This is a genomic window from Variovorax sp. UC122_21, assembly GCF_044056785.1.
In the GTDB taxonomy this organism is placed as follows: domain Bacteria; phylum Pseudomonadota; class Gammaproteobacteria; order Burkholderiales; family Burkholderiaceae_C; genus Variovorax.
The window spans coordinates 1,549,027-1,565,564 of the sequence record NZ_CP172004.1 but is presented as its reverse complement, the minus strand read 5'-3'; the positions used below and the strand labels follow the sequence as shown (position 1 = coordinate 1,565,564).

The window sequence follows — 16,538 nt, the reverse complement described above, 5'->3', positions numbered from 1 at the left end:
GTACGGAATGTTCTATTTTTTGCAAAAGGACTATGATCCGCCGCCATGAAGATCGTCCAGTCGCTCCCCCCTTCCGCCGAGGCCCCGGGCGCCGACACCCCGGCGATGCGGCTGTTCGCGCTGCTCGAGGTGATCGCCGCCAAGGACCAGCGCTACTCGCTGCAGGGCCTGGTGGAGGAGACCGGCCTGCCCAAGCCCACGCTGCACCGCATGCTGCAGCAGATGGAGGGTGCGGGCCTGCTGCAGCGCGAGGGCGACGGACGCCACTACGGCATGGGCACGCGGCTGCGCCGGCTGGCCGAGAACCTGCTGTTCAACGACAGCCTGCACGGCGCGCGCCACACGGTGCTGCGCCAGCTGGTCGAGGAGATCGGCGAGAGCTGCAACCTCACGGCCCTCTCGGGCAGCGAGGTGGTCTACCTCGACCGCGTGGAGACCGCGGCGCCGCTGCGCTTCTACCTGCACCCGGGCTCGCGCGTGCCGGTGCACTGCTCGGCCAGCGGCAAGATGTTCCTCGCGCAGATGGGCCAGGCGCAGCGCCGCCGGCTGCTGGCGAATGCCTCGCTCGAGGCCTACACGGCGAGCACGCTGACCGATGCCGCGGCGCTCGAGGCCGAGATCCAGCGCGTGCGCGAGAACGGCTTCGCGATCGACAACGAGGAGTTCCTGCCCGGCCTGCTGTGCATCGCCGCGCTGGTGCCGGCCACGGGCGAGAACCCGTCGAACCTCTGCATCGCGGTGCAGGCGCCGGTGATGCGGCTCGACATCGCGAAGGCGAAGACGCTGCTGCCCGCGCTGCAGCGCGCGGCGCTCGCGCTGAGCCGCATCGATGCCGACGCGGGGCCGGCGCGCCGTGCACAGGCCTAGGATGAAACACGAACAGCCGTACGCAGAGGACGCGAAGATTTCGCGAAGAACGCGAAAGGGAAGTACCAAATTTTTCTTGGATTCCTTTTGCGTCTTTCGCGCAACCTTCGCGTCCTCTGCGTACGGAAGCCCGCATTCTTCTTCGCATCCATGCGGAGCCACCGCCACCACCCCATGAACGACATCGCCGCCCTCCACCCCACGCGCCTCGTCGGCGTGCGCGAGACCTTCGGCATCGACGCCGACCTGCAGGTGCCCGCCTTCGCCGAGCGCGACGCGCACGTGCCCGAGATCGACGCGGTCTACCGCTTCAACCCCGACGTGACGCTCGCGATCCTCGCGGGCTTCATGCGCGACCGGCGCGTGATGGTGCAGGGGCTGCACGGCACCGGCAAGTCGACCCACATCGAGCAGGTGGCGGCGCGGCTGAACTGGCCCTGCGTGCGGCTCAACCTCGACGGCCACATCAGCCGGCTCGACCTGGTCGGCAAGGACGCGGTGGTGCTGCGCGACGGCAAGCAGGTCACCGAGTTCCAGGAAGGCATGGTGCCCTGGGCGCTGCAGCGGCCGGTGGCGCTGATCTTCGACGAGTACGACGCGGGCCGGCCCGACGTGATGTTCGTGATCCAGCGCATCCTCGAGCGCGACGGCCAGTTCACGCTGCTCGACCAGAACAAGGTGCTGCGCCCGCACCCCTTCTTCCGGCTGTTCGCCACCGCCAACACGGTCGGCCTGGGCAACCTCAACGGGCTGTATCACGGCGCGCAGCGGCTCAACCATGCGCAGATCGACCGCTGGAACATCGTCGCCTCGCTCGACTACCTGCCCACGGCCGAAGAGATCGCGATCGTGCAGGCGCGCGTGCCCTCGCTGGCCGACGCGGCGGGCCGCGCCACGGTCGCGGCGATGGTGGCGGTGGCCGACCTCACGCGCAAGGGCTTCGCGGCCGGCGACCTGTCGACGCTGATGTCGCCGCGCACCGTGATCACCTGGGCCGAGAACCTCGAGATCTTCCAGGACGTGGCGCTGGCCTTCCGCCTCTCGTTCGTCAACAAGTGCGACGAGGCCGAGCGGCCGCTGGTGGCCGAGTACTTCCAGCGCTGCTTCGACCGCGAGCTCGCGGAGTCGCACCGGCTTGCGGACGGCTGAGCGCGGCGCGCCATGACGCAGCAGGACATCCGCAAGGTTCGGCAGGAGGAGCGCGTCGCCGAGCTCTGCGCGGGCGTGGTGCGCGCCTTCAGCGGCGAGCGCGACCTGCACTTTCGCGGCCGGCGCCTGCACCGCGGCCGCGTGCCGCTGCCGTGGTTCGCGCCGCACCTGCATCCCTCGCCCGAGACCGACGACTTCGAATCGTTTCGCGGCGTGGCCGACGGCCTCGCGCTGCGCATCGCCGGCTCCGACGCCGCGCTGCACCGCACGCTGCAGCCCGAGGAACCGGTGGAGCGCATGCTGTTCGAGATGCTCGAGCAGTTCCGCGCCGAGGCGCTGGTGCCCGAGGCCATGGCCGGCATGCGGCGCAACCTGCGCCATCGCCACGAACAGTGGTCGCTGGCCTTCCACCATTCGGGCCTGACCGAGACCGCGCGCGGCCTGCTGCTGTACGCGGTGGCGCAGATCTGCCGTGCGCGCGTGAGCGGCGAGCAAGTGGTCGAGGAAACCGAGGACATGCTCGAGGCCACGCGCTTCGCGCTCGCGCCGCGCATCGGCCATGCGCTCGGCGGGCTGCGGCGCGATCGTTTCGACCAGGCCGCGTATGCCGTGCATGCGCTGGCGATCGCGCGCACGGTCGCCACGATGCTGCACGAGGCCGGCGGCGATGACGAAGCGCCCGACACGCGCCAGAACGACACCGACGACAAGCGCAGCGTGTTCAGCCTGGTCGCCGAGATGGACCGCGAGATCGTCGAGCAGCACGTCAGCGCGCAATCCGGGCGCAGCCGGCTGCTCGAGGAGGCCGGCGCCGCCTACCGCGTCTTCACCACCGAGCACGACCGCGAGCACGAGGCCGCCACGCTGGTGCGCCGCGAGCTGCTGGCCGAATTGCGCGAACGGCTCGACCGCCGCATCGCGGCGCAGGGCGTGAACCTGGCGCGGCTCGCGCGCGAACTGCGCGCCCTGCTGGCCGTGCCCGAGCGCGACGGCTGGGATGGCGGCCAGGAGGAAGGCCGCATCGACGGCCGCCGGCTCGCCCAGCTCGTGGCCTCGCCGGCCGAGCGGCGGCTGTTCCGCATCGAGCGCGAGGAGCCGCTGGCCGATTGCGTGGTCAGCTTCCTCATCGATTGCTCGGGCTCGATGAAGGAGCATGCCGAATCGGTCGCGATGCTGGTCGACGTGCTCGCGCGCGCCCTCGAGCAGGCCGGCGTGGTCAGCGAGGTGCTGGGCTTCACCACCGGCGCCTGGAACGGCGGCCGCGCGCGCAGCGCCGACTGGCTGCGCGCGGGCCGGCCCGCGCACCCAGGCCGGCTCAACGAGCGCTGCCACCTGGTGTTCAAGGCCGCGGGCACGCCGTGGCGCCGCGCGCGCGCGCCGATGGCCGCGCTGCTGCGGCCCGAGCTGTTCCGCGAGGGCATCGACGGCGAAGCCGTGGACTGGGCCTGCACGCGGCTGCGCGCGCGCAGCGAGGAACGCAAGCTGCTTCTGGTGATCTCCGACGACTCGCCGATGGACAGCGCGACCCATCTCGCCAACGATCCGCACTACCTCGACCACCATCTGCGCGAGGTGCTGGCGCGCCAGGAGCAGCAGCGCGACATCGCGATCGCGGGCATCGGCGTGGGGCTGGACCTGAGCCCCTACTACAGCCACAGCCACGTGCTGGACCTCGCGGCCTCGACGGGCAACGCGATCTTCCGCGAGGTGATCGGGTTGATGGCGGGGCGGCACCGGCACTGAATGCGGGAGCGGACTTCCGCACGCAGAGGACGCGAAGGTTTCGCAAAGGACGCGAAAGGGAAAACCAAATTTCTTCTTGAGTTCCTTTTGCGTCTTTCGCGAAACCTTTGCGTCCTCTGCGTCCGGCTACCCGCATTCGACAGCCTCCCAGAGCCCATGTCAGCCGAAAGTGTCGCGTTGACAAGCGCAGGCCGCGTTTGTACATTGAGTTTCAATTATCCGAACGCTGTTCCAATATTTGGAATCTATAGCAAGCGTCGGGACAACGGAGACGCATGGATTCCACGCTCGCCAAAGGCCTCGCCGTCATGGAATGGATGGCGCGCCAGGCACGCGCCTGTCGCGTGATCGACGTCGCCAATGCCTTCGGCATGGCGCGCAGCAATGCCCATCGCACGCTGCAGACGCTGGTGGAATGCGGCTGGGCGGTGCAGGACGCCGACACCAGCGCCTACCGGCCGAGCCTGCGCCTGTTCGAGCTCGGCGCCATGGTCTCCGAGGCGGCCGACATCGGCGCGCTGCTGCGCCCGCATCTCGCGGCACTGGCGCAGGCCAGCGGCGAGACCATCCACCTCGCGGTGCTCGATGGCGCCGAGATCGTCTACCTCGACAAGTTCGACAGCCCGCTGCCCGTGGCCGCCTATTCGCGCATCGGCGGCCGCGCGCCGGCCTGCTGCGTGGCCTCGGGCAAGGCGATGCTCGCGGCCGCTCGGCTCGACGCCACCGCGCTGCGGGCGCTGTTCGGCACGCTGCAGCCCCACACGCCGCACAGCATCGTCGACTTCGATGCGCTGCAGGCCGAGCTCGAGCGCAGCCGCGCGCGCGGCTATGCCGAGAACCGCGAGGAATGGCGCCTGGGCGTCTGCGGCCTCGGCGTGCCGGTGTTCGATGCGCGCGGCACGGCCGTGGCCGCCGTCGGCATGAGCGTGCCCTCCATCCGCTTCGCGCGCACCCAGGCACGCGAACTCTCCGAACGCATCATGGCCTGCGCGCGCGACGCCAGCGCCACGCTGGGCTACCGCCCCGCCACCGCCCCCGCCACCACAACGAGAAGGAGACCCGTATGAGACTGTCCTTGTCCGCCCCCTGGTTGCGCGCGGGGCTGCTGGCCGCCGCGGCGCTGGCATCGCCGCTTGCCGCGCTGGCGCAGAACGGGAGCGACTACCCCAGCAAGCCGATCAAGCTGATCGTGCCCTACCCGCCCGGCGGTGGCACCGACGTGATCGCGCGCATCGTGCAGGAACGCTTCCAGACGCTGCTGGGCCAGCCGGTCGTCATCGACAACCGCGGCGGCGCGGCCGGCTCGATCGGCACCGAACTCGTCGCCAAGTCGGCGGCCGACGGCTACACGGTGCTGTTCACGCTGTCCTCGCACACCATCAACCCCGCCATCTACACCAAGCTCTCGTTCGACACCGCGAAGGACTTCGCGCCCGTCGGCCTGGTGGCCTCGCTGCCGCAGATCCTGGTGGCGAACCCGCAGTTCCCCGCCAGCACGGTGGCCGAACTGGTCGCGATGGCCAAGGCCAAGCCCGACAGCATCTCCTTCGCCTCGGTGGGCAACGGCTCGCCCGGTCACCTCGCGGGCGAGCTGCTGAAGCTGCGCACCGGCACGCAGATGACGCACGTGCCCTACCGCGGCGGCGGCCCGGCGGTCACCGACGTGATGGGCGGGCAGGTGCCGCTGTTGTGGGTGTCGATCCCCGCCGCGGCACAGTTGCGTGAAGGCCGGCAAGCTCAAGGCGCTGGCCGTGTCGACCACCAAGCGCAGCGCCGCGTTCCCCGACGTGCCGACGATGCAGGAGGCCGGCATTCCCGACTTCGACGTCGACTCCTGGTACGCGGTGTTCGTGCCCGCGAAGACGCCGCAACCCGCGATCGACCGGCTCAACCGCGTGATCAACACGGTGGTGAAGGAACCCGACATCCGCGACAAGCTGCTGGCCCAGGGCAGCGAAGGCGTGGGCGGCACGCCCGAGCAGCTCGGCAAGGTGGTCTCCACCGAACTCGTGCGCTGGAGCAAGCTCGCCAAGGAAGCGAACATCCACGTCGACTAGTTTTTTCTCTCTTCATCCCATGAATCCCTCCGCATCCTCCTCTGAAGCCCACGGCCCCATCGCCGACCTGGTGGCACGCGCGCGCGCGGCACAGCGCACCTACGAGACCTGGTCGCAGGCCCAGGTCGACATGGCGGTCACGGCCGCCGGCTGGGCCATCATCGAACCCGCGCGCAACCGCGAGCTGGCCGAGCTGGCGGTGGCAGACACGGGCGTGGGCAACGTCGAGGACAAGGTGCGCAAGAACCACCGCAAGACCTTCGGCCTGCTGCGCGACCTGCAGGGCGCGCGCTCGGTCGGCGTGATCGCCGAAGATCCGGCGCGCGGCATCGTCGAGATCGCGCGGCCGGTCGGCGTGGTGTGCGCGATCACGCCCTCGACCAACCCGGGCGCGACGCCGGCCAACAAGATCATCAACGCGCTCAAGGGCCGCAACGCGGTGATCGTCGCGCCCTCGCCCAAGGGCTGGAGCACCGCGGCGCGGCTGATCGAATTCATCCACCAGCAGTTCGACCGCATCGGCGCGCCGCGCGACCTGGTGCAGTTGCTGCCCGCGCCGGTCAACAAGCAGTCGACGGCCGAGCTGATGCGGCTGTGCGACCTGGTGGTGGCGACCGGCTCTCAGGCCAACGTGCGCGCCGCCTATGCGAGCGGCACGCCGGCCTTCGGCGTGGGCGCCGGCAATGTCGCGGGCATCGTCGACGAGACGGCCGACACCGAGGCCGCGGCCGACCGCATCGTGCGCTCGAAGACCTTCGACAACGCGACCAGCTGCTCGTCGGAGAACAGCCTGGTGGTCGTCGACGCGGTGCGCGCGCGCCTGCTCGCCGCGCTCAAGGACCGCGGCGCCGTGATGCTCGGCGAGGCGCAGAAAGCCACCCTGCAGCAGTTGATGTGGCCCGGGGGCAAGCTCTCGCCCGCGGTCATCGGCCAGTCGGCGCGCGCCATCGCCGAGCGCGCGGCCGAGGTCGACGGCGCCAACCGCGCGGCCTGGCAGGCGATCGCGGAGGCCGACCCGCGCATCCTGATGGTGGCCGAGGACGGCGTGGGCCACGATCATCCGTTCTCGGGCGAGAAGCTGAGCCCGGTGCTCGCGGTCTATGCGGCGCGCGACTTCGCGCAGGCGGCCTCGATCGTCGAGCGCATCTACGGCTACGAGGGCGCGGGCCATTCGGTGGGGCTGCATTCGGCCGTGCCCGAGCGCGCGCTCGAGCTCGGCCTGTCGCTGCCGGTGTCGCGCGTGATCGTCGACCAGGCGCACTGCATCGCCACCGGCGGCAGCTTCGACAACGGCCTGCCGTTCTCCCTCTCGATGGGCTGCGGCACCTGGGGCCGCAACAACTTCTCCGACAACATGAACTACCGGCATTACCTCAACATCACGCGCGTGTCGCGGCCGATCGCCGAGCAGGTGCCGAGCGAGGAACAGATCTTCGGCGCCTTCTTCGCGCAGCACGGAGCGCACTGAGCATGGCGGCGGGCGACGGCGACACCGTCCATGGCCTGATCGAGCAGGTCGCCGCGCGCCAGCCGGGCGCGGTGTATGCGCTGTCCACCGAGAGCGAGGCGCGCATCGACTGCACCGCGCTCGCGCTCGGTTGCCGCCGCGTGGCCGGCGCGCTGCAGGCGGCCGGCGCGCGGCCCGGCGACACGGTCTCGGTCGTGATGCCCAACGGCCTGCAGACGCTGCGGCTGCTGCTCGGCGCGATGCATGCGGGCATGGTCGTGAACCCGGTCAACCTGCTGTCGCAGCCCGAGCAGATGCGCTACGTGCTCGCGCACTCCGACTGCCGCGTGGTCTGCGTGGCGCCCGAGTGGGAAGAGCGCGTGCGCGCGCGATGCTGGCGGACATCGGCCGGCCGGTGTCGGTGCTGGTGGCCGATCCCGACGGGCTCGCGCTGCCGGGGGAAGTCGAAGCGAACGCGCTTCCCGCGCTTCCCGCACCTTCGCCCGACGCGGTCGCGCTGCTGATGTACACCTCGGGCACCACGGGCCAGCCCAAGGGCGTGATGCTCACGCAGCGCAACCTCGCGGCCAACGCGCAGGCCATCAGCGCCGAGCACGAGCTGGGAAGCGCCGACCGCGTGCTCGCGGTGCTGCCGCTCTATCACATCAATGCCTTCTGCGTGACCATGCTGGCGCCGCTCGCGCACGGCGGCAGCCTCGCGATGCCGCCGAAGTTCTCGGCCGGCCGCTTCTGGGAGCAGGCGGCGCAGACGGGTTGCAGCTGGATCAACGTGGTGCCGACCATGATCTCGTACCTGCTCGAGGGCGAGGCGCCCGCGCGCGAACGCACGGCCGCGATCCGCTTCTGCCGCTCGGCCTCGGCCGCGTTGCCGCCCGAGCACCACCGCGCCTTCGAGCGCCTGTTCGGCATCGGCATCGTCGAGACCATGGGCCTCACCGAGACCGCCGCGCCCTCGTTCTCGAACCCGCTCGATCCGGCACGGCGCAAGCTGGGCTCGGTCGGCCGCGCCTCGGGCTGCGCGGCGCGCGTGATCGACGCGTCACTCGCCGAAGTGCCCGACGGCAGCACCGGCGAGCTCGCGATCCGCGGGCCCAACGTGATGCGCGGCTATTACAAGAACGAGGAGGCCACGCGCGCCAGCTTCACGCCCGACGGCTGGCTGCGCACCGGCGACCTCGGCCACCGCGATGCCGACGGCTTCTTCTTCGTCACCGGCCGCATCAAGGAACTGATCATCAAGGGCGGCGAGAACATCGCGCCGCGCGAGATCGACGAGGCCCTGCTGCGGCATCCCGCCGTGCTCGAGGCCGCGGCCGTCGGCGTGCCCGACCGCCACTACGGCCAGGAGGTCGGCGTGTGCATCGTGCTGCGCGAGGGCTGCGCCTGCGGCGAGGACGAGCTGCGCGCCTTCAGCGCCGAGGCGCTCGGGCGCTACAAGGCGCCGGGCCACTACCGCTTCGTGACCGACCTGCCGCGCGGGCCCTCGGGCAAGGTGCAGCGGCTCAAGCTGCTGCCGCTGTTCGCGGCATGAACCCGGCCGACCTGCTGACGCCGCCGCTGGCGCCGCTGCTGCTCGTCTACAGCCTGTGCGTGGTGTTCGCGGCCGGCGTGGTGCGCGGCTTCGCGGGCTTCGGCTTCTCGGCCATCACGGTGGCCGGCGTGTCGCTCGTGGTCTCGCCCGCGCTGGTGGTGCCCGCGATCTTCATGCTCGAGATCCTCGCGAGCCTGAGCCAGCTGCGCGGCATCGCGCGCGATGTCGACATGCCCTGGCTGGGCTGGCTGATGCTCGGCAACCTGCTGTTCATTCCGCTCGGCGTGGCGCTGCTGGCCTGGCTGCCCGAGACGCCGCTGCGCCTCCTGATCGGCGCGCTGCTGATGGCCGCCGCGCTGCTGCTGCGCAGCGGCGCGCGCGCCACGCTGGTGCCCACGCGCGCGGTGCGCTTCGGCGCCGGCCTGGCCTCGGGCTTCATCAACGGCGTGGCGGCCATCGGCGGCATCGCCATCGCGGTGCTGCTGAGCACCACCGCGATGGCACCGGCCGCGCTGCGCGCCACGCTGATCGCACTGCTGCTGTTCAGCGACGTGGTCTCGCTCGCGAGCGCCGCGCTGATGCCGGCCGCGCACGCCACCGGCAAGCTGCTCGGGCCCGACACCTTCAAATGGGCGCTGTGGCTCGCGCCCGCGATGCTGGCCGGCATCTGGTGGGGGCAGCGCTCGTTCAAGGGGGTGTCGCCCGAGCAGTTCAGGCGGCATGTGCTGAACCTGCTGATCGCGCTGGCGGCGGTCAGCGTGCTGCGCTCGGTGGCCGGGCTGATCGGGCTGGCCGGGTGAGCAGCGCGCCCGCGTCGTAGGCCTCGCAGTACGCCGCCCAGTCCTGCGCCACCTGCGCGGCGCACTGCTGCGCGGCGTCGAGCAGGTCCCCCCGCCACGACTTCACCGAAGCGCCGGAGTCGACCAGCGCGTCCGCGATGGCCGAGCCCTGCCGGCCCGCGCTGCGCAATTGCGCCCAGGCCATGAGCTGCCCCATGTCGGAAAGCACGGCTCGGATGTCGGCGGGCCGCGCGCGGTGCACGTCGAGGCTCACGCGGTCCTCGCTGGGCTGCAGGCCGCGCAGCACATACGAGCGCTTGCGCGTCACGATCGGATGCAGGAAGGCCATCGACACGGCCTGCATGCGGCGCTGCAGGGCGACCACGCGGTGCGCCTCCGATTCCCAGGCGGGCTGCGCCGTCTTCTTCAGGTGCGGCGCGAGCGAGGACGGCAGCGCCTGCTTGAGATCGAGCAGGTAGTTGGCATCGGGCGAGCCCTTGCCCTCGACCAGCACGATGTAGCGCTCCACGCCGAGGCTGCCGGTGCCCGCGATGCGCCGCGCCACGTCGAGCACCTCGAAGAAGCCCGGGTTGGGCTGCGAAGCCGCGAAGCGATCGATCAGCTTGACGACGCGCTCGCGCTGCGCCTCGCTCGCCGGCAGCGCATGCTTGCCGTCGCAGCGGATCAGGCGCCGGCGGCCCTTGCGCTCGGTGCGCCGGTCGAGGAAGGCGGGGCGGGTGCGCGCCTTGAGGGTGTCGAGCAGTTCGCGCACCAGGCCGGTCGCGGTGTCGCGTTCGACCCAGCGGGCCTTGCCGAGCGCGAGCGCGCCCGCATAAGCGTCGAGGAAAACCCTGCACAGCGCGGCGGACTCGGCGGCGCCGCGGCTCAGGCCATCGCCGGCCACGAGGACGCTCGTGAGGAAGCGCACCAGTTCCCAGGTCACGGGCGCGAGCGCGGCCTCGTCGAAATCGTTGAGGTCGAAATAGACCAGCCGGTTGTCGCCCTTGTAGCTGCCGAAGTTCTCGAGGTGCGCGTCGCCGCAGAGCCACGCCAGCGGCGCCTTCGCGAACAGCGCGCCCGAGGGCAGGCGGTCGTGGAACAGGTGGCAGGTGCCGCGCAGGAAGACGAAGGGGCTCGACCGCAGGTTGGCGTATTTCATCGCCAGGCGTTCGGGATCGCGGTCGGCGTTGAAGGCGCGGATGGTCTTGACGGCATTGGGCATGGTGCTTTTGCTTCCCGCTTTCTGGGTGACGGGATTCTGCGGCTCGGCACCCAGCCGCAGCTGACCAGCGTGCTCAGGCGATGCCGGCGGCCGTGAGCGGGTCGTAGTCCGCCGCGCGCAGCAGCGCAGTGCAATTGCCGCCGGCGCACGCCCATGTTGCCGCCATCGAACAGCGGCAGCGCGATCGCGTCCTGCAGCAGGCCCGCGAGCGGCAGCTCGTGGTCGTAGCTCTCGATGCCCACCACGCGCATCAGGTCGGTGATCACGCGCACGGCGGCTTCGGAGCCGAAGATCTTCGACTGCAGCGCGAGCTCGAGCGCGCCGGGCAGCTGGCGGTCGATCGCATCGCAGGCCTTCCAGCCGAGGTAGCGCGCGGCCTCGATGGTGGTCTTGGCATCGGCCAGCGCATAGCCCACGGCCTGGTGCTCGATGATGGGCAGCGCGCCGCCGCGGCATTCGGTCTTCGCGAAGCGCAGCGCCACGTCGAAGGCCGCGCGCATCAGCCCCACGCCCATGATGCCGACCAGCGCCGCGGTGCCCGAGAAGCTGGCCTCGACGATGTCGCGCGCGCCGCCCACCGGGCCGACCACGTCGGCGTCGGGCACGGCCACGCCGTCGAGCCGGAAGCGCGGCACGAGGTGCGCGCGGTGGCCCATGGCATCGATGTCGTGCAGCGGCACCAGGCCCGGCGCGCCGCGCCGCACCACGAGGATCGAGAGCGCGGCCTCGGGCGGTGCCTCGGGGTCGGTGCGGCAGACCACGCTGAGCAGGTCGGCACCCTCGCCGTCCCAGCCGGTGGCGGCCGACACCCACTGCTTGGTGCCGTGGACGCGCCAGCCGCCCTCGCTTCGTTCGGCCCTGGTGCGCACGCCCTCGCCGGGCCGCGGCGCGGCGAAGTTCGCGCTGCCGCCCGGCTCGCTGTTGGCCAGCGCGGCCAGCGGCGCGCCCTCGCAGGCGAGGAAGGGCGCGAGCAGGCGCCGGTGCTGCTCGGGCGTGCCGGCGATGAACAGCGGCGCCAGGCCCAGCAGGTTGGCGAACAGCGTCAGCGAGACATTGCAGTCGACCGCATGGAACTCCTCGGCCACGATCGCGAGGTCGACCATGCCCGTGCCCTCGCCGCCGAAGGGCTGCGGCATGAGCCGGCGCAGGAAGCCGCGGCGGATGATCTCCTCGTACATCGGCCGCGTGGCGCGAAAGCGCTCGCCGGGCGTGTGCAGCGCGTGCGTGGCGGCGCGCACCTGCGAGAGCACCTCGCTGGCGGCACGCCGCGCATCGAGCTGGAGGGCGCGGCGCGCGGGGTCGAGGGTGAAGTCGATGGTCATGGAAAATCCGGTCGAGTGATGGGTGGCCGCAGTCTGGCCGCGCCACCCCCGGTCGGCCTTGTCGTTTCGTGCACGGCGCCTTGCCGGATCGCGCAGCACGGGCGCGCGGCTTGCAAGGCCCGCGTGCCGTCGCGATGATGCGTATCCCAACCGCCCGCCCACAGGTGCGCACATGAAGTCCTGGTCCACCGAAGCCGTCGCCGCGCCCGAGCAGTTCGCCTACTGGCGCGAGGTGGTGTGCGAAGCCTTCGCGGCGCTCGATCCGCGCTCGGCCGAGCGCGGCACGGGCTTCGCGAGCCGCGTCGACATGGAAGGCATTGGCGCCATCAACGTGGCGCGCATCCGCGCCGAGGCCCACACCGTGGTGCGCGACTTCTCGCAGATCCGGCGCGATCCGCAGGACCGGCTGTTCGTCAACCTGCAGGTCGCGGGCCAGGGCATCGTGCGCCAGGGCCACCGCGAGACGCGCGTGACGCCCGGCGCCTTCAGCATCGTCGACACCGCCCGGCCCTACACGCTGCATTTCGAGCAGCGCTTCGAGGTGCTGTCGCTGCGCGTGCCGCGCGAGCTGCTGCTGCCGCGCGTCAGCGAGCCACGCGCCCTGTTCGCGCGCGCGATCGGCGGGCCGGCCGGCATCGGGCGCGCGGCCTCGGGCTTCATGCAGTCGCTGATGGAGGGCGGCGGGCTGCCCGCGGGGCCGGCGGCCGAGCGGCTGGCGGTGCTGCTGTGCGAACTCGTGGCCGAGTCGGCACGCGCGGCGGATGCTGGCGTGGCGCCTGCGCCGCCCATGCGCGATGCGCACCGCCAGCTGCTGGTGCGCCGGGTCAAGGCCCACGTGCTCGAGGCGCTCGATTCACCCGAACTCGACGTGCCCTCGATCGCCCGGCGCTTCGGTGTCTCGGTGCGCTACCTGCACCTGGCCTTCGCGCACGAGGGCAGCACGCCGGCCGCTTGGATCCGTGCGCAGCGCATGGCACGCTGCGCGCAGGACCTCGCGAACCCCGCGGACCGGCGGCCGGTCTCGGCCATCGCGCTGCGCTGGGGCTTCCAGGACATTCCGCATTTCACGCGCGCATTCGGCGCGGCCTTCGGCTGCACGCCCTCGGCCTATCGCCTGCGGCACGGGGGCAGCGGGCCCGGCGACGAAAGCACGCGCCGAAGCCGGTCTGCTTGAAGAAGATCAATAGGGCGGCGCCTTGCGCGCGCGCTGTTCGCGCGCGGCTTCGGTCCACCACGCGAGGTCGTCGGCGAAGCGGCCGAAGGCCCGGTCGAGCGAGGCGCCGGCCGTGCCGGTGGGCTGGCCCTGCGCATCGAGCGTCTGCGAGATCGGGCCGACCGACAGCGTGCTCGACACCACGATCATGCCCATCTCGGAGAGGATCGAATGCCACACCGTGCCCGAGCGCACGCCCGAGAAGCGGCCGGCCGAATAGCTCGCGATCGCCGCGGGCCGCCAGAACCACTCCTCGAGGAAGTGGTCGGTGAGGTTCTTGAGGCCGGGCTGCGGGCCCCAGTTGTATTCGCCGGTCACGAAGACGAAGGCATCGGCCGCGCGGATCTTGCGCGCCAGCGTCTCCATCGCCTCGGGCGCCGTGCCCGCCGGGTACTCCTTGTACATGCGGTCGAGCATCGGCAGGTCGACGGCCTTGGCATCGATCAGCTCCACCTCGGCGCCGCGCGCGGCCAGCCGCTCGACCAGATAGTCCGCGAGCCGCACGCCCATGCGGTCGGCACGGTAGGAACCGTAGAACACCAGGATCTTGTCTGCCATCGTCGCTCCGTTTCGCAGGGCCGCCGGGGTGCGGCCCTTGCGCGAAGGGTAACGCGCCCGCATGGCGCCCCGATGCTTCGCCCACCCGCATGCCGGGCTATGCTTGCCCGGCATGCCGCTGCTTCGCCGCCCTTCTCCTTCGATGCGCTCCTGGCTCATGGCCGCGTGCCTCTTCATCGGCACGCCCGCCTTCGCCGCGACGTCCTGCCTGGCCACGGCCGAGGCCCCTTCGCCGCCACGCGCCCGCGCGATGGCCGCCGCCGCGCAACGCGAGCACGAGGCCTTCGGCGCGCAGACTCTCGATGCCGAAGGCCGCATGGTCGATGCGGGCAGTTCCGAGGCCGAGGACGGACGCGTCTCGCGCTTCGCGCCCGCGCCGTGGCAGCGCGTGCTCGGCTACTGGGACGCGGTCGACCAGCCGCGCGTGAAGCTGCCTTCGCTGGTGCGCTTCGGTGCCCTGCGGCCGGCCGATCGCACGCTGCTGCTGGAGGCGCTGAACCAGGCCAGCGCCTCGCGCCTGATGGGGCTGGGCGTCGGACCCGACCAGGGCCTCGACGCGGCCGAGCTGCATGCGATGGCGACGGCCGTGAACCGCGTCGCGGTGATCGACACGCCCTGGTCGGCCGCCTTCATCAGCTGGCTCGCGCGGCAGGCGGGCCTCGGCGCGGACGAGTTCGTGTTCTCCGAGGCGCACGTGGACTACGCGGGCGCGGCCTGGAAGGCCGGCGTCGACGAAGCGGCGGGCCGTGCCACGCGCTTCGTGCTGCGGGCCTGCGATCTCGCGCTCACGCCGCCGCGCGTGGGCGACCTGGTGTGCCAGACACGCGGCGCGCGTTCGGCGCTCGACAGCTTCGCGAAGATCGGCACGGTGCTCGCGACGCGGCCCACGGGCGGCGCGGCGCTGCCGATGCATTGCGACGTGGTGACGGCCGTCGACGCACGCGGTTTCGACGCGGTCGGCGGCAACGTGCTGCAGTCGGTCACCTTGCGCCGGCTGGACTTCGCGCCGGGCACGCGGACGCTCGATCCGAGTTACCTGCCCGAGGGCTGCGCGGCGGGATGCATCGACCGGCACATGAGCCGGCAGCCCTGGTCGCTGCTGCTGCAGTGGCGCTGAAGCGGTCGCTTCAGCAGTTGTTGCGCTGCAGCCCCGCCATGTGGGCGCAGGGCCGGCGGCCCGGACCGGGGTCGTGCACGTGCGGCGGCGGAGGCTGCACGCGACGCCGCGGCGGTGGCGGATAGGCGTAGGGATCGGGCCCCCAGAGATAGACCGGCTCGGGATCTGCCTGCGCCGCGCGCCCTTCGTCGGGATAGCGCGGAATGATCGACAGCCCCGGGTTCGAGGGCGGCGCCGGCGCAGCGGCACTTGGCGGCGGTGCGTAATCGGGCGCACGCGCGGGCGGGGCCGGCTGCAGGGCCGAAGGCGGCGGCGGCTCGGCGATCTGCACCGGGCGCGACGAACGCGTGCCGCTCGGGCAGGCGCCGTCGGTGTAGACGGTGGCGCCGTTGGCATCGAGGCAGCGCACCACCTCGGCCGAGCTCGCCGACGCGCCCAGCACGAGCACCGCCGCGACGATCAACGTGCGCAACGAGGTGGCGGTGAGCAGAGGGGTTCGCATGAAGATGAGAAGAGGGCCGTGCCGGGACGACGCACGGGCAGCTTCATTCTGTGCGCTTTGTCACGACCCGCCAAGCACCGCGGGCTCGCGGCACGCACCGTCCGTCGCTCACAGCAACCCGCCCATGCGCAGCGCCGCGGCCTTCAGCGCATCGATGCGCCGCTCGGCATCGGCCATCGACATGCGCGCGGTCGGCGCATGCACCGCGAGCGCGGCGCGCACCTCGCCGGCCGCGTCGCGCACCGGCACCGCCACGGCCACCAGGCCGGCCATGAACTCCTCGCGGTCGCGCGAGAAGCCGTCCTGCGCGATCGCGTCGCACTCGGCGCGCAGCGCGTCGGGGTCGGTGAGGGTGCTGGCCGTCATGCGCGGCAGCGGCAGGCCGTCGATCATCGCGTCGCGCGCCTTCTTCGGCATCTGCGCGAGGAAGAGCTTGCCGCTCGCGGTGCAGTGCAGCGGCACGTGCGAGCCCACGTCGAGCGTGAGGCGCAGCGGCCACTGGGCCTCCACGCGGTCGAGGTAGAGCACGCGCGCGCCGTCGAGCGTGGTGAGGTTGCAGGTCTCGCCGACCTCCTGCACCAGCGCCGCCAGCACCTCGTGGCGCAGGCCGCGCACGCTGCCGTGGTTCAGCGTGTCGAAGGCGAGCTGGCGCAGCGCGGGGCCGACGACGAACGAGCGCTCGTCGAGGTCGCGCGCGAGAAAACCGGTGGCCAGCAGCTGGGTGCAGATGCGGTGCGCGGTGCCCTTGGGCAGGCCCAGTTGCGCCGCGAGATCGGCCAGCGACAGCGCGCGGCCCTCGTGCGCCAGCAGCGCGAGCAGGCGCAGGCTGCGCTCGGCCGAGGAACCGGAAACGGGCTCCTCGGCGGAGGCGGCAACGGGCGCGGCAACAGGGGCGGCAGCGGAACGCGCGGGACGGGGCATGCGGGTAAACCTCTAAAGTGGAACATTGCGTTCCGAAAATCAATAACCTAGGATGCAATGAATCGTGGCCATTGTTCCATCGCCGGACC

13 protein-coding genes and 2 pseudogenes are annotated in these 16,538 nt (G+C 71.7%); 10 read left to right on the top strand and 5 right to left on the bottom strand.

All coding sequences use genetic code 11. The annotated features are described in order from the left end of the window. The first annotated feature begins 45 nt into the window (after positions 1-45). From ACHMXE_RS19770 to ACHMXE_RS19735, 8 genes and pseudogenes are all read left to right on the top strand, one after another. Positions 46-867, top strand: coding sequence for an IclR family transcriptional regulator (locus ACHMXE_RS19770; RefSeq protein ID WP_395350903.1), 822 nt, complete (start codon positions 46-48; stop codon positions 865-867). A 174-nt stretch (positions 868-1,041) separates the two neighbouring features. Then, on the top strand, positions 1,042-2,016 hold the full coding sequence (locus ACHMXE_RS19765) for an AAA family ATPase (RefSeq protein WP_209547486.1): 975 nt from the start codon (positions 1,042-1,044) through the stop codon (positions 2,014-2,016). Between the two features lie 12 nt (positions 2,017-2,028). Next, positions 2,029-3,759 (top strand): cobalt chelatase, encoded by a 1,731-nt coding sequence (locus ACHMXE_RS19760; RefSeq protein WP_395350901.1) that lies wholly within the window; start codon positions 2,029-2,031, stop codon positions 3,757-3,759. Positions 3,760-4,034: 275 nt separating this feature from the next. Then, the gene (locus ACHMXE_RS19755; protein WP_395350899.1) at positions 4,035-4,826 is read left to right on the top strand and encodes an IclR family transcriptional regulator; all 792 of its coding nucleotides are present in this window, start codon (positions 4,035-4,037) and stop codon (positions 4,824-4,826) included. Further along, positions 4,823-5,816, top strand: a pseudogene (locus tag ACHMXE_RS19750) (tripartite tricarboxylate transporter substrate binding protein). Before ACHMXE_RS19755 ends, ACHMXE_RS19750 begins: the two are co-directional and overlap by 4 nt. A gap of 19 nt (positions 5,817-5,835) precedes the next feature. Then, positions 5,836-7,284 (top strand): acylating sulfoacetaldehyde dehydrogenase, encoded by a 1,449-nt coding sequence (gene sauS, locus ACHMXE_RS19745; protein WP_395350897.1) that lies wholly within the window; start codon positions 5,836-5,838, stop codon positions 7,282-7,284. Positions 7,285-7,286: 2 nt separating this feature from the next. After that, a pseudogene (locus ACHMXE_RS19740) lies at positions 7,287-8,815 on the top strand (AMP-binding protein). Next, positions 8,812-9,615, top strand: a complete 804-nt coding sequence (locus ACHMXE_RS19735; protein ID WP_395350895.1) for a sulfite exporter TauE/SafE family protein — start codon at positions 8,812-8,814, stop codon at positions 9,613-9,615. Before ACHMXE_RS19740 ends, ACHMXE_RS19735 begins: the two are co-directional and overlap by 4 nt. On the opposite strand, the gene ACHMXE_RS19730 is transcribed toward ACHMXE_RS19735, so the two are convergent. Beyond that, positions 9,569-10,816: a DUF2252 domain-containing protein gene (locus ACHMXE_RS19730; protein WP_395350893.1), complete on the bottom strand. Its 1,248-nt coding sequence runs from the start codon at positions 10,814-10,816 to the stop codon at positions 9,569-9,571. The two genes, ACHMXE_RS19735 and ACHMXE_RS19730, sit on opposite strands and share 47 nt — an antisense overlap. After that, positions 10,750-12,138 carry an acyl-CoA dehydrogenase family protein gene (locus ACHMXE_RS19725; protein WP_395350891.1) on the bottom strand — a complete coding sequence of 463 codons (1,389 nt, stop codon included), beginning with the start codon at positions 12,136-12,138 and terminating at the stop codon, positions 10,750-10,752. Before ACHMXE_RS19725 ends, ACHMXE_RS19730 begins: the two co-directional genes overlap by 67 nt. Before the next feature lie 172 nt (positions 12,139-12,310). On the opposite strand from ACHMXE_RS19725, the gene ACHMXE_RS19720 reads away from it, so the two are divergent. Then, entirely contained in the window at positions 12,311-13,312 is a 1,002-nt protein-coding gene (locus ACHMXE_RS19720) for a helix-turn-helix domain-containing protein (protein WP_395350890.1), read from the top strand. 6 nt (positions 13,313-13,318) lie between these two features. Here ACHMXE_RS19720 and ACHMXE_RS19715 read toward each other — a convergent pair whose 3' ends face one another. Beyond that, positions 13,319-13,909, bottom strand: coding sequence for an NADPH-dependent FMN reductase (locus tag ACHMXE_RS19715; protein ID WP_203202252.1), 591 nt, complete (start codon positions 13,907-13,909; stop codon positions 13,319-13,321). A 142-nt stretch (positions 13,910-14,051) separates the two neighbouring features. Between ACHMXE_RS19715 and ACHMXE_RS19710 the strand changes: the two genes are divergently transcribed. Further along, the gene (locus tag ACHMXE_RS19710) at positions 14,052-15,026 is read left to right on the top strand and encodes a DUF2272 domain-containing protein (protein WP_395350888.1); all 975 of its coding nucleotides are present in this window, start codon (positions 14,052-14,054) and stop codon (positions 15,024-15,026) included. A gap of 10 nt (positions 15,027-15,036) precedes the next feature. On the opposite strand, the gene ACHMXE_RS19705 is transcribed toward ACHMXE_RS19710, so the two are convergent. Beyond that, on the bottom strand, positions 15,037-15,528 hold the full coding sequence (locus ACHMXE_RS19705; protein ID WP_395350886.1) for a DUF4124 domain-containing protein: 492 nt from the start codon (positions 15,526-15,528) through the stop codon (positions 15,037-15,039). 108 nt (positions 15,529-15,636) lie between these two features. Further along, positions 15,637-16,449, bottom strand: a complete 813-nt coding sequence (locus ACHMXE_RS19700; RefSeq protein WP_395350884.1) for an IclR family transcriptional regulator — start codon at positions 16,447-16,449, stop codon at positions 15,637-15,639. Positions 16,450-16,538 lie beyond the last annotated feature (89 nt).